General features: G+C 70.5%; 13 protein-coding genes. 11 read left to right on the top strand and 2 right to left on the bottom strand.

The window, feature by feature from the left end; all coding sequences use genetic code 11:
* The 4 genes from ACTWQJ_RS31140 to ACTWQJ_RS31125 form a co-directional block, all read left to right on the top strand.
* Positions 1-988: ATP-dependent DNA ligase (locus ACTWQJ_RS31140; RefSeq protein ID WP_443309857.1), on the top strand; the 988-nt coding region annotated here is incomplete at its 5' end.
* A complete protein-coding gene (locus ACTWQJ_RS31135) occupies positions 985-1449 on the top strand; it encodes an NUDIX domain-containing protein (RefSeq protein WP_443309856.1) in 465 nt (154 codons plus the stop codon). The genes ACTWQJ_RS31140 and ACTWQJ_RS31135, both read left to right, overlap by 4 nt.
* 75 nt (positions 1450-1524) lie before the next feature.
* Entirely contained in the window at positions 1525-2910 is a 1386-nt protein-coding gene (locus ACTWQJ_RS31130) for an NADP-dependent succinic semialdehyde dehydrogenase (RefSeq protein ID WP_443309855.1), read from the top strand.
* 25 nt (positions 2911-2935) lie between these two features.
* On the top strand, positions 2936-3172 hold the full coding sequence (locus ACTWQJ_RS31125) for a DUF6213 family protein (protein ID WP_443309854.1): 237 nt from the start codon (positions 2936-2938) through the stop codon (positions 3170-3172).
* Between the two features lie 52 nt (positions 3173-3224).
* Here ACTWQJ_RS31125 and ACTWQJ_RS31120 read toward each other — a convergent pair whose 3' ends face one another.
* A complete protein-coding gene (locus tag ACTWQJ_RS31120) occupies positions 3225-4451 on the bottom strand; it encodes an acyl-CoA dehydrogenase family protein (protein WP_443309853.1) in 1227 nt (408 codons plus the stop codon).
* A 169-nt stretch (positions 4452-4620) separates the two neighbouring features.
* Between ACTWQJ_RS31120 and ACTWQJ_RS31115 the strand changes: the two genes are divergently transcribed.
* On the top strand, positions 4621-5262 hold the full coding sequence (locus ACTWQJ_RS31115) for a TetR family transcriptional regulator (RefSeq protein WP_224733202.1): 642 nt from the start codon (positions 4621-4623) through the stop codon (positions 5260-5262).
* A gap of 98 nt (positions 5263-5360) precedes the next feature.
* On the opposite strand, the gene def is transcribed toward ACTWQJ_RS31115, so the two are convergent.
* Entirely contained in the window at positions 5361-5900 is a 540-nt protein-coding gene (gene def / locus ACTWQJ_RS31110; protein WP_443309852.1) for a peptide deformylase, read from the bottom strand.
* 156 nt (positions 5901-6056) lie between these two features.
* Between def and ACTWQJ_RS31105 the strand changes: the two genes are divergently transcribed.
* The 6 genes from ACTWQJ_RS31105 to ACTWQJ_RS31080 form a co-directional block, all read left to right on the top strand.
* Positions 6057-7295, top strand: a complete 1239-nt coding sequence (locus ACTWQJ_RS31105) for a MurT ligase domain-containing protein (protein ID WP_443309851.1) — start codon at positions 6057-6059, stop codon at positions 7293-7295.
* Positions 7296-7319: 24 nt separating this feature from the next.
* Entirely contained in the window at positions 7320-8051 is a 732-nt protein-coding gene (locus ACTWQJ_RS31100; RefSeq protein WP_443309850.1) for a type 1 glutamine amidotransferase, read from the top strand.
* A gap of 188 nt (positions 8052-8239) precedes the next feature.
* Entirely contained in the window at positions 8240-9265 is a 1026-nt protein-coding gene (locus ACTWQJ_RS31095; RefSeq protein WP_443309849.1) for a 6-phosphofructokinase, read from the top strand.
* A 155-nt stretch (positions 9266-9420) separates the two neighbouring features.
* Positions 9421-10371, top strand: coding sequence for a cytochrome c oxidase assembly protein (locus ACTWQJ_RS31090; RefSeq protein ID WP_443309848.1), 951 nt, complete (start codon positions 9421-9423; stop codon positions 10369-10371).
* Positions 10372-10439: 68 nt separating this feature from the next.
* Positions 10440-11822: a DUF6777 domain-containing protein gene (locus ACTWQJ_RS31085; protein ID WP_443309847.1), complete on the top strand. Its 1383-nt coding sequence runs from the start codon at positions 10440-10442 to the stop codon at positions 11820-11822.
* 20 nt (positions 11823-11842) lie between these two features.
* Positions 11843-13575, top strand: a 1733-nt coding sequence (locus ACTWQJ_RS31080; RefSeq protein ID WP_443309846.1) for a protein kinase domain-containing protein, incomplete at its 3' end; no start/stop codon positions are given.

Below are 13575 nucleotides of genomic sequence, written 5' to 3'. Positions count from 1 at the left end.
CCTGCCGATGCCGGCGCACACCGCGTCCTTGGTGGCCGAGGCGGGTGGCAGGCTCGGCGCCGGCGCGGTGGAGGAGAAGCTGGACGGCAGCCGCGTCCAGGTGCACCGCGACGGCGACGACGTACGCCTCTACACCCGCACCCTCGACGACATCACCGACCTGCTGCCCGAGCTGACGAAGGCCGCGCGGGAACTGCGCGGCGCGCGCTTCGTGCTGGACGGCGAGGTCATCGCCTTCGACGCCGCCGGACGGCCCCGCTCGTTCCAGGAGACGGCCGGCCGGGTCGGCTCCCGAGTGGACGTGACGACGGCCGCCCGGGCGGTGCCGGTCTCCCCCGTCTTCTTCGACGCACTGTCCGTCGACGGCCGCGACCTGCTCGACCTGCCGTTCGCCGAGCGGCACGCGGAGCTGGCCCGCCTGGTCCCCGAACCGATGCGGGTACGGCGCACGCTGGTCTCCGGCCCCGAGGACATACCGGCCGCGGAGGACTTCCTCGCCGGGACGCTCCGCCGCGGCCACGAGGGCGTCGTGGTCAAGGCCCTCGACGCGCCCTACAGCGCCGGCCGGCGGGGCGCCTCGTGGCTGAAGGTCAAGCCCGTCCACACCCTCGACCTGGTGGTGCTGGCCGCCGAGTGGGGCCACGGCCGCCGCACCGGCAAGCTCTCCAACCTGCACCTGGGCGCCCGCACCGCGGACGGCGGCTACGCCATGCTCGGCAAGACCTTCAAGGGTATGACCGACGCGATGCTGACCTGGCAGACCGAACGGCTGCGGGAGCTGGCCGTCGAGGACACCGGTCACGTGGTGACCGTACGCCCCGAACTGGTCGTCGAGGTCGCCTACGACGGACTGCAGAGGTCCACCCGCTGCCCGGCCGGCGTCACCCTCCGCTTCGCCCGCGTGGTCCGCTACCGCGAGGACAAGCGCCCGCAGGAGGCGGACACCGTCGAGACACTGCTGGCCGCGCACCCGGAGGTGGCTCCTTGACAGGCAGACGAAGTGCCGGGCTGCTCCTCTTCCGGCACACCGACCAGGGCCTTCAGGTGTTGCTCGGCCATATGGGCGGCCCCTTCTTCGCCAGGCGGAACACCGGGGCGTGGACCGTGCCCAAGGGCGAGTACGACCCCGGGGAGCCCGCCTGGGATGCCGCCCGCCGGGAGTTCGAGGAGGAGCTCGGGCTGCCGCCGCCGGACGGCGAGGCGGTCCCGCTCGGGGAGGTCCGGCAGACCAACGGCAAGATCGTCACCGCCTGGGCGGTCGAGGCCGACCTGGATCCGGCGTCCATCAGTCCCGGCACGTTCACGATGGAGTGGCCGCCGAAGTCGGGACGCGCCCAGGAGTTCCCCGAACTGGACCGCGTGGAGTGGTTCGGCCTGGACCGGGCCCGCGAGGTGATCGTCAAGGCCCAGGCCGCGTTTCTCGACCGCCTGGAGGAGCACTCGGCCTGAAGAGATGTGTACGCGTTGCGGTGCCCGGCACCGCGCGGGAAGGTCGAAGCACAGTCGCTCCCGAGGAGGTCGGCCATGCCCATCGCAACGGTGAACCCGGCGAACGGCGAGACGCTCAAAACGTACGAGGCCATGGGCGCCGAGGAGATCGAGCGCCGGCTCCAGCTCGCCGAGGCCACGTTCCGCACGTACCGGCAGAGCAGCTTCGTCGACCGTGCACGCCTGCTGGTCCAGGCCGCGAACCTCCTGGACGAGGACCAGCAGGACATCGCCCGCGTGATGACCACCGAGATGGGCAAGCCGATCAAGCAGGCGCGCGCGGAGGCCGCGAAGTGCGCCAAGGCGATGCGCTGGTACGCCGAGCACGCCGAGGAACTCCTTGCCGACGAGGAACCCGCCGACTCCGACGTGAAGGACTCCGGCGCCTCCCGGGTCCGGGTCCGCTACCGGCCGCTCGGCCCGGTGCTCGCGGTGATGCCGTGGAACTTCCCGCTGTGGCAGGTGATCCGCTTCGCGGCGCCCGCGCTGATGGCGGGCAACGTGGGCCTGCTCAAGCACGCCTCGAACGTGCCGCAGACCGCGCTCTACCTGGAGGACCTCTTCCACCGGGCGGGCTACACCGAGGGCTGTTTCCAGACCCTGCTCATCGGCGCGAGCGCGGTCGACGAGATCCTGCGCGACGAGCGCGTCAGGGCGGCCACCCTCACCGGCAGCGAGCCGGCCGGGCGCGCGGTCGCGTCCACCGCCGGGGAGATGGTCAAGAAGACGGTGCTGGAGCTGGGCGGCAGCGATCCGTTCGTCGTCATGCCGTCGGCGGACATCGACCGGGCGGCGCAGGTCGCCGTGACGGCACGGGTGCAGAACACCGGACAGTCGTGCATCGCCGCCAAGCGGTTCATCGTGCACACGGATGTCTACGACGCCTTCGCGGAGCGCTTCACCCAGGGCATGAAGGCACTGCGGGTCGGCGACCCCATGGACGAGGACACGGAGGTCGGACCGCTGTCCAGCGAGCAGGGCCGGGCCGATCTGGAGGAACTGGTCGACGACGCCAAGCGCTCCGGCGCGACGGTGCTGTGCGGTGGCGAGCGGCCCGAAGGGGACGGCTGGTACTACCCGCCGACCGTCCTCACCGGCATCACCCGCGAGATGCGCATCCACCGCGAGGAGGCGTTCGGGCCGGTCGCCACGCTGTACCACGCGGGCGATCTGGACGAGGCCGTGCTGATCGCCAACGACTCATCGTTCGGGCTGAGTTCCAACGTCTGGACACGCGACGAGGCCGAGGTCGACCGCTTTGTACGGGATCTGGAGGCGGGCAGCGTGTACGTCAACGGGATGACGGCGTCCCACCCGGCGTTCCCGTTCGGCGGGGTCAAGCGGTCCGGGTACGGGCGTGAGCTGTCCGGGCACGGAATCCGCGAGTTCTGCAACATCACGACCGTATGGCACGGAGCGTGAGCCTTCCGCGGTTACGATCCCCTTTGTGAACCGCGAAGTGACTCTCCCTCTGATCGTCGACGACCGCGGTACCTTGCAGGTGGCTGCGGCCGACGTGAGCAAGCTGCTGCGCACGGTGGGCGGGCGGTGGCTGCATCTGGTGGAGGCCGGGCAGGAGGGGCTCGACGAGGACACCGTGGCCACGCTGACCATCGAGCTGGCCAAGTTGGCCGATCGCATCGACGTGGCGTGTATCGCGCACAGCAGTGGGGCCGGGTCCTAGCGGTTCCCCGCACCCCTTGGCCCCACCCGCCCCACAGCCCGCTTACTGGTTGCTAGCGAACGGACATCCCCGAGATCGTCCGCGCGATCACCAGCCGCTGGATCTCGCTCGTGCCCTCGAAGATCGTGTAGATCGCGGCATCCCGGTGCATCCGCTCCACCGGGTACTCCCGCGTGTACCCGTTGCCGCCCAGGATCTGGATCGCCTGCGCGGTGACCTTCTTGGCGGTCTCGCTGGCGAACAGCTTGGACATGGAACCCTCGGCCGCCGTGAACGGCTTGCCGTTGACCGCCATCCACGAGGCTCGCCAGACCAGCAGACGGGCCGCGTCGATGGAGGTGCGCATGTCGGCGAGCTGGAACGCCACACCCTGGTTGTCGATGATCGGGCGGCCGAACTGCTCGCGGGTCGTCGCGTAGTCCAGCGCCACTTCGTACGCGGCCCGTGCCGTACCCACCGCCATCGCGCCGACCGCCGGGCGGGACGCCTCGAACGTGGCCATCGCCGCGTTCTTGACGCGCTCGCCACCCTTCTTCGCCTTCTCGCGGGCCCGGGCCAGCCGCTCGTCGAGCTTCTCCTTGCCGCCGAGCAGGCAGGAACCGGGCACGCGCACGTTGTCGAGGATCACCTCGGCGGTGTGCGAGGCGCGGATGCCGTGCTTCTTGAACTTCTGGCCCTGGGCGAGGCCGGGCGTGTTCGACGGGATGATGAAGGACGCGTGGCCCTTGGAGCCCAGCTCCGGGTCGACCACCGCGACGACGACATGGACGTTGGCGATGCCGCCGTTGGTCGCCCAGGTCTTGGTGCCGTTGATCACCCACTCGTCCTTGGCCTCGTCGTACACCGCACGCGTGCGCATGGAGGCGACGTCGGAGCCGGCATCGGGCTCGGAGGAGCAGAACGCGGCCACCTTGACGTCGCTCGCATCGCCGTACATCTGGGGAATCCAGGTGCCGATCTGCTCCTCGGTGCCGTTGGCGAGCACACCGACGGCCGCGAGGCCGGTGCCGACGATCGACAGGGCGATGCCCGCATCGCCCCAGAAGAGTTCCTCCATGGCCATCGGGATGCCGAGCCCGGTGGGGTCGAAGTACTGCTGGGCGTAGAAGTCGAGGGAGTAGATGCCGACCTTGGCGGCCTCCTGGATGACCGGCCAGGGAGTCTCCTCACGCTCGTCCCATTCGGCGGCCGCGGGACGGATGACGTCGGCGGCGAAGCCGTGCAGCCAGTCCCGGACCTCCTTCTGTTCGTCGTTGAGCTCCATGGTGAACTCGGCCATGTCCCCTCCAGCGGCACACATGCATGTTACTTGCGGTAACCGCAGTCTGTTACCCATGGGTAGGAAAAGTCAACTCACGAGGACTCCTCGGCAGCCCGTTCGAGGTCCTGGGCGAGCCGAGTGTTAGTTTGCGCAGGCGTCACCGATTCAGCACGGGTGGGGAGAGCTCATGGACACCACGCAGCGGACCGAGCAGCAGCGGTCCGCCGACCGCCGACGGCGCGAGCTGCTGGAGGCCGCGGACCGAGTGGTGCTGCGCGATGGTCCGCAGGCCTCGATGAACGCGATCGCCGCGGAGGCCGGCATCACCAAGCCGATCCTCTATCGCCACTTCGGTGACAAGGGCGGCCTGTACGCGGCACTGGCCAAGCGGCACACGGACGCGCTGCTGGATTCGCTGCGGGCGGCGCTGGACGCGCCTGCCGAGCGGCGGGAGCGGGTCGAGTCCACGTTGGACACCTACCTTGCGGCGATCGAGGCGCGGCCTCAGGTGTACCGGTTTCTGATGCATCCCGCGGAGGGCTCGTCGGGGGATCAGGAGTTCGATGTGGGGAAGCACTCGGCGCCGTTGCTGCGGCGCATGGGTGAGGAGCTTGCCCAGGTGATCGAGGAGCGGTTGGATCTCGGGCCCGGGAGTCAGCAGCTTGCCCGGGTGTGGGGGCATGGGATCGTCGGGATGATGCATGCCGCCGGGGACTGGTGGCTGGGGGAACGGCCTTGTTCCCGGGCCGAGTTGGTGCGGAGTCTGGCTGACCTGTTGTGGGGTCGTCTTGCGGCTGCCGGGGACAAGATAGGGGGTCCGGGGTTCTGACGGTTGTCCGTCGTCTGCGGGTGATTCGTGGCTTGTCGCGCCCACGGTGGGGGAGGAGCCGCATATTGACACAGCCCCGCGCCCCTGGTTTTCTCCGGTCACCTGCGCCATGAGGATCGCGCTGCCTGGCGCATCAGCCGTCTGTGGCGCCAGCCCGTTACTCGGTCCGCGTACACCCGGCCCTCCAGGTGGTCGCACTCGTGTTGCAGGCACCTGGCGAAGAAACCCGTACCGTGCACCGTGACCGGCTCGCCCGTCATCGTGAAACCCTCGACCACCGCGTGGTCGTAGCGCTCCGTCCCTGCCTCCAGGCCCGGCAGGGACAGACAGCCCTCCGGGCCGCGGATCACCACGCCGTCCGTTTCCACCAGGCGCGGGTTCACCACATGGCCGAGGTGACGTACGTCATCGTCGTCCGGGCAGTCGTAGACGAAGACGCGCAGCGGCTCGCCCACCTGGTTCGCGGCCAGGCCCACTCCCTGCGCGGCGTACATCGTGGCGAACAAGTCCTCCACCAGGCGGACGAGTTCGGGGCCGAAGTCGGTGACTTCCGTGCAGGGTGTGTGAAGGATCGGGTCGCCGAGCAGGGTGAGGGGCCGGACACGCCCGTGGGCGCCCGGGATGGAGCCGTGTCGCATGGCGGCAAGGGTACGGTCCTCGCTGGCGCGCGCCCCGCGCGCAAGGATCGTGATGGTGCCGCGATTCGGGCACGTGAGTGGATCTCGATAGGCTGAGGCCTCACCACGTTGCCGGATGCTACGGCGCGGCGGGTACGCAAGGAGGATCGAGAACTGATGGCAGGCAACTCGGACCCGCTCACGCCGCGGGCCAAGCTGGCCGTGACCGCGGGCAAGGCGGTCGCTGCGGCATCGCGCGCAGCAGGGCGCGGCAGCGGTTCGGTGATCGGTGGCCGGGTGGCCCTCAAACTCGACCCCGACCTCCTCGCCCGGCTCGCCCAGAACCTGGATGTGGTCCTGGTCTCGGCGACCAACGGCAAGACCACGACCACCCGGCTCATCGCCGAGGCACTGCGCGCCGCAGGCCCGGTCGTGTCCAACGCGCTCGGCGCCAACATGCCGGCCGGCATCACCTCGGCGCTCGCCGGCGGCTCGGATGCGCGGTACGGCGTCATCGAGGTCGACGAGAAGTACCTGGCCGGGGTCGCCCGGGACACCGACCCGAAGTGCATCGCCCTGCTCAACCTCTCCCGCGACCAGCTCGACCGCGCCGCCGAGACCCGGATGCTGGCCGAGAACTGGCGTGAGGGGCTCGCGGGGTCCAAGGCGGTCGTCGTGGCCAACGCGGACGACCCGCTCGTGGTGTGGGCCGCCTCCTCCTCCCCCAACGTGATCTGGGTCGCCGCCGGCCAGATGTGGAAGGACGACGCCTGGTCCTGCCCGTCCTGCGGTGGCGTGATGCAGCGCCCCGGCGACGACTGGTACTGCGGTGAGTGCGGTTTCCGCCGCCCGACGCCGAGCTGGGCGCTGTCCGGCGACCACGTCCTCGACCCCCACGGCTCCGCCTGGCCGATCCACCTCCAGCTGCCGGGCCGCGCCAACAAGGCCAACGCCGCCTCCTCCGCCGCCGTCGCCGCCGTGTTCGGCGTGCCGCCGCAGGTCGCCCTGGAACGCATGTACCAGGTGCAGGCGGTGGCCGGGCGCTATGACGTCGTGCAGTTCATGGAGCGCGATCTGCGGCTGCTGCTCGCCAAGAACCCGGCCGGCTGGCTGGAGACTTTCTCCCTGATCGACCCGCCGCCGACCCCGGTGATCCTGTCCGTGAACGCGCGCAGCGCCGACGGCACGGACACCTCCTGGCTGTGGGACGTCGACTACACACGGCTGACCGGGCACCCGATCCTCGTCATCGGCGACCGCAAGCTGGACCTCGCGGTCCGTCTGGAGGTCGCGAACCAGCACTTCCAGGTCTGCGAGAACCTCGACCAGGCCGTACAGATGGCCCCGCCGGGCCGCATCGAGGTCATCGCCAACTACACCGCGTTCCAGGATCTGCGCCGCCACGTCGGCAACTGACGTACTCGTAAGGACAGTGACTTCATGAGCGACAACAGCCTGCGGGTCGTCTGGATCTACCCCGACCTGCTCAGCACCTACGGCGACCAGGGCAACGTCCTCGTCGTGGAGCGCCGGGCCCGGCAGCGGGGCCTGGACGTGGCCCGGCTCGATGTGCGCAGTGACCAGCCGATCCCGACCTCCGGCGACATCTACCTGATCGGCGGCGGCGAGGACCGGCCGCAGCGGCTGGCGGCCGAGCGGCTGCGCCGTGACGGGGGTCTGCACCGGGCGGTGGGGAACGGCGCGATCGTCTTCTCCGTCTGCGCCGGGTACCAGATCCTCGGCCACGAGTTCATCAACGACCTCGGCCAGCGCGAGCCCGGCCTCGGTCTGCTCGACGTCGTCTCGGTACGCGGCGAGGGCGAGCGGTGCGTCGGTGACGTCCTCGCGGACATCGACCCGCGCCTCGGCCTGCCGCCGCTGACGGGCTTCGAGAACCACCAGGGCGTCACCCATCTCGGCCCCACCGCCCGTCCCCTGGCCCAGGTCCGCCTCGGCAAGGGCAACGGCACGGGCGACGGCACGGAGGGCGCGTACAACGACACCGTCTTCGGCACGTACATGCACGGTCCCGTGCTCGCCCGCAACCCGCAGATCGCGGACCTGCTGCTGAAGTTGGCACTCGACGTGAACGCACTGCCGCCGACCGACGACCACTGGTACGAGGCGCTGCGCAGCGAGCGCATCGCGGCGGCCCAACAGCAGCCTGCCTGAGGCCCGTACACCCGGGCGCCGACCGGGCTTAACCAGCCCGTCTGACGGACCATCCGCACAGGTGAGCGCGCTCGTCCAGCAGGCGGACGCACGGTTCGGCCCCGCCCCCTGGTGCCGCTAGGGTGGCGGGGATCGAGCCGGACAACGTGGTCCGGTCCCCGGCCCACGTTGAGAAGGTATTTCGGGCTATGCGCATTGGTGTCCTCACGTCCGGCGGCGACTGCCCCGGCCTGAACGCCGTCATCCGGTCCGTCGTGCACCGTGCCGTCGCCGACCGCGGCGACGAGGTCATCGGCTTCCGGGACGGCTGGAAGGGCCTCCTGGAGTGCGACTATCTCAAGCTCGACCTCGACGCGGTGGGCGGCATCCTGGCCCGCGGCGGCACCATCCTCGGCTCCTCCCGGGTCCGTCCGGAGCATCTGCGCGACGGCGTGGAGCGGGCCAAGGGGCATGTGGCCGAGCTCGGCCTCGACGCGATCATTCCGATCGGCGGTGAGGGCACGCTCAAGGCGGCCCGGCTGCTGTCGGACAGCGGACTGCCCATCGTCGGGGTGCCGAAGACCATCGACAACGACATCGCGGTCACGGACGTGACGTTCGGTTTCGACACGGCTGTGACTGTGGCGACCGAGGCCCTCGACCGTCTCAAGACCACCGCCGAGTCCCATCAGCGGGTGCTGATCGTGGAGGTCATGGGCCGCCACACCGGCTGGATCGCACTGCACTCCGGGATGGCGGCGGGCGCCCACGCCATCGTCGTCCCCGAACGTCCCTTCGACATCGACGAGCTGACCGCGCGGGTCGGCGAGCGCTTCGAGGCGGGCAAGCGGTTCGCGATCGTCGTCGCCGCGGAGGGTGCCAAGCCGCGGCCCGGCACCATGGCGTTCGACGAGGGGGGCAAGGACATCTACGGGCACGAGAGGTTCGCGGGTATCGCGCGTCAGCTGTCCATCGAGCTCGAGCAGCGGCTCGGCAAGGAGGCGCGGCCGGTGATCCTCGGGCATGTGCAGCGGGGTGGGACGCCGACGGCGTACGACCGGGTGCTGGCTACGCGGTTCGGGTGGCATGCGGTGGAGGCTGTACATCGCGGTGAGTTCGGGCACATGACCGCGTTGCGCGGGACCGACATCGTGATGGTGCCGCTGGGCGAGGCGGTGGAGACGCTGAAGACGGTGCCTGAGGAGCGGTACGCCGAGGCGGAGTGCGTGCTTTAGCCCGTTCGGCGGGTGCGGGTTGTGGGGGTTGATCGCGCAGTTCCCCGCGCCCCTGGGGTGGGCTGCGGTTGCCCCCGGTGACAAGTGTCGCCGGGGGCAGTTCTAGTCTTGGGGCGGACGTAAACGTACAACCCCCACGAATCAGGAGCCGGCGGATGGATCACAGCGGGCACGGCATGACGATGGATCTGCCGCCGTTCACGCTGGGGCGGGGTCTTCAGTGGTCGGCGGACCCGTTCTTCCTCGTCTCCTGCCTGCTGGCGCTCGTGCTGTACGGCTGGGGCGTCGCCCGGCTCGTGCGGCGCGGTGACAAGTGGCCGGTGGGGCGGACCGTGTCCTTCGCCGCCGGTGTGCTGAGCGTCGGGCTGATGATGTGCACCAGGCTGAACGACTACGGCATGGTCATGTTCAGCGTGCACATGGTGCAGCACATGGTGATCAGCATGCTGTCCCCGATCATGATCCTGCTCGGCGCCCCCATCACCCTGGCACTGCGCGCACTTCCGCCGGCCGGCCGGGGCCGCAAGGGGCCGCGTGAGCTGCTGCTGGCCGTGCTGCACAGCCGGTACATGCGGATCATCACCCACCCGGTGTTCACGATCCCGCTGTTCATCGCCAGCCTGTACGCGCTGTACTTCACCCCGATCTTCGACTTCCTGATGGGCTCCAAGGTGGGGCACATCGCGATGATGGTGCACTTCCTCGCCGTCGGTCTGGTGTTCTTCTGGCCGATCATGGGCGTGGACCCGGGACCGCACCGGCCGGGCTATCTGATGCGGATGCTGGAGCTGTTCGCGGGCATGCCGTTCCACGCGTTCTTCGGTATTGCGCTGATGATGGCCTCGACGCCGATGATCGACACGTACACCGACCCGCCCGCCTCCCTCGGCATCGATGCACTCAGCGACCAGAACGCGGCCGGCGGTATCGCCTGGGCGTTCAGCGAAATCCCGTCCGTACTGGTGCTGATCGCCCTGCTGTTCCAGTGGTACGCCTCCGACCAGCGGCAGGCGCGGCGCAAGGACCGGGCCGCCGACCGGGACGGCGACAAGGAACTCGAGGCATACAACGCCTATTTGGCCTCACTGAACGCACGCAGCCGCTGACCGCCTTTTCTGGGCAGTTCCTTTCAGTAGCATGAAACGCGTTGGGGGAACCGCCGGGGGGAGCGGTGATGACGTTTCGTGGGTACATGCGCAGGGCGGGGAAATCGGTGTTCCGCAGGATCGCCGTCCTGTTGGTTTTCGTGGTGGTCCTGAGCGGATGTGACAGGGGCGCACCTTTGTTCGCGGTGAAGGCCGTTGCCGCGGGAGTTCCTTCACTCGCACCTTTCTTCGACGAGAGCGCGGGGCTCGGTCACGACGCCGGCCTCCGCTCCCGTCCGGCACCGGGCGGCCTTCAGCAGGGCGACACACCAGGGCTGTACGGCGGCACCGGGGAGCAGCGGATCTGTGATGTCGCACGGTTGAAGGAATTCCTCACCGATCCCAGGAATCACCGCAAGGCACAGGCCTGGGCGACTGCGCTCGATATCACGACGGCCGAGATCCCGGAGTATCTCGACCGGCTCACGCCGGTTCTTCTCCGTACCGACACACTCGTGAAGAACCATGACTACAAGAAGGGAAAGTCTGTTCCCTTCGATGCGTTGCTGCAGGCGGGAATCGCCGTTCTCGTCGACCCGCAGGGACTGCCCGCCGTCAAGTGCTCCTGCGGAAATCCGCTGCGCCCCTTCGAAGGGGACACCGGGAGGATTTCGGTCCGGTTCGAGGACGGCAACCAGGAGTGGAAGGGCTACGACCGCGACTCCGTGGTGGCCGTGCAGCCCGCCCCGCGGACACTGGACCGGCTGGCCCTGGTCGACGTGGACGACCCGGACCGCGGGATCAGCCGTCCGGTCGGCACGACGGGTGACGACGACTCCGCGTTCGACACGCGGGAGCGACGCGCCGTACCGGACCTGGCCGGGACGACGTTCGGGCGGGCGAGCCGGCTGCTGGCCGACGCGGGGCTGGCGGTTGCGTTCGACGGCGGCGGATTGCCGCCCGACGGTGCGCGGGTCACGGCGTCCGACCCGCCGGCCGGGGCGGAGCTGCGGTTCGGGGAGTACGTGACGCTGAGCGTGGCCGACGGCACGAGCGGAGGGGCGACCATTCCCCCGGACCCCAGCCCGGCGACCTCACAGCCGACAGGCGACCCGTCGTCCGACACCTCGACGCCATCGCCCTCACCATCGACCTCTACGCCCTCGTCATCGGCTCCGACGAGCGAACCGCCGACGAGTGATCCGCCCACGAGCGAACCGCCGGCCACGGATCCACCCACCAGCCGCCCGCCCTCCTCCGCCCCGCCGCCGTCGAGCCCAGCACCCACCAGCACGGCCCCGCCCACCAGCGAGCCGCCCCCGGAAACCAGCGCGCCACCGGAGGTGACCAGCTCACCTCCGCCGAGTGATCCGGTCCCGAGCAGCGCACCGGCCTCCGGCGAGCCGCCCGGCAGCGCACCGGTCCCGAGTGAGCCCGGGACCGTCGACCCCACAGCGAGCGCCACGACGTAGCACCCCGAGGGAGTCACCGCATGCCTTCAGGATCACCGACGTCGGGAGTGGGCCGGGTCATCGCCGGCCGCTATCTGCTGCTGCACCGGCTCGGCAGCGGTGGGATGGGCCATGTGTGGCTCGCCCACGACCAGAGACTGGCGTGCGAGGTCGCGCTCAAGGAGATCGTGTTCCGCGACCCGGCCGAGGCCGGCCACGAGCGGGAGGCGCGGGTTGCCCGGGCCCGCGCGGAGGCCCGGCACGCGGCAGGGCTGCGCGGCCATCCGCATGTGGTGACCGTGCACGATGTGCTGGAGCACGAGGGGCTGCCGTGGATTGTCATGGAGTATGTGGCGGGCGCCGTCGATCTGCGCGACCTGGTCGCCCGGCGCGGACCGCTCGCCCCCGCGGAGTGTGCCCGCACGGGTCTGGCCGTGCTGGACGCGCTGACCGCCGGACACGAGCGGGGCGTCATGCACCGGGACGTGAAACCGGCGAACATCCTGCTGGCGCCGGACCGCACCGGGGCGCCGTACGGACGCATCCTGCTCACCGACTACGGCATCTCCGTGCAGCCGGACGCGGGAGAGACGCGGTACACGCTCGCGTCCGCCCTTGTGGGCACGTCCGGCTATCTCGCGCCGGAGCGGGTCACCGGCGGGCCGCCCACCCCGGCCGCCGACCTGTTCTCGCTGGGCTGCACGCTCTACTACGGCGTCGAGGGCCATGGCCCCTTCGACCGGGAGTCGCACCTCGCGGAGCTCACAGCGGTGGTGACGGAGGAACCGCGGCCCGCGGTGGGCGCCGGTGCACTGGAACCCGTACTGCGGGCGCTGCTCGCGAAGGATCCCGCGCAGCGGATGACCGCGGCTCAGGCCGAGGCCGCACTGGCGCGGATCGTGGCGCCGCAGGGCGACGGGTACGCGCGGACCCGGACGGACCTCGGGTCGCGGCCCCACTGGAACGAGGCGTCGGCTCTTCCACCGGCCGCGGCGGCCGCCCCCGTCGAGGCGCCTTCACCCGAGCCGGGCCGGCGCCGCCGCACTCGTCCCCGGGCCCTGCAGGCACTCGTCTCCGGAGGACTGGGGCTGGCCCTCGCGCTGGGCGGAGTCTGGTACGCCCTGGCCGACCGGACGACCGACGACGGCACGGATGCGGCGCCGTACGGTGACACCGTCGGGCTCGCTGCACCGCTGAAGGCCGGTGACTGCGTCCTCGCCGACTGGCCCGGCGCGGCTCGTTTCGCCGGCACGCCCCGGCTCTCCCTGGACCCGACCTGCCGGGACAAGGCGCCCGACGGGCAGGTGATGGCGTTCTTCGAAGCCGCGTCCGCGGAGCAGGCACGTACGCACGGGCAGGCCCGGTGCGAGGAGCTGACGCGGGAGGTCCGCGAGCGGCTCGCGGATGTGCGCAGCTTCGCGGTCCTGCCGACGCAGGCGGGCTTCGAGGCTGCCGGACGGCGCGCCGCCTGTCTGGTGCTGGGCGCGCACGGGCCGGTGTACGGGCCGCTCGCCGGCCATCGCAGGCCGGGGTCGGCGTTCACGGACACGGCGACCATGCAGAAGCGGGACTGCCTCGACGCCCGCTCCAACCGGGACGTCCGGCTGGTGTCCTGCGAGGGACGCCACGACGAGCAGGTGCTCGGTTTCACCCGTCTGGACGCGGGGCTGACGCTTGCGCAGGCGCGCACGCGGTCGGACACGGCGTGCGCGCGGGACGTACCGCCTGCCGACTACGGATTCGACCCTTCCCTCTACGAGGCCGGTTCCTGGAC

This window comes from Streptomyces sp. KR55 (assembly GCF_052245645.1).
Taxonomy (GTDB): Bacteria; Actinomycetota; Actinomycetes; order Streptomycetales; family Streptomycetaceae; genus Streptomyces; species Streptomyces flavusporus.
This window is presented reverse-complemented; position numbering and strand designations above follow the sequence as displayed.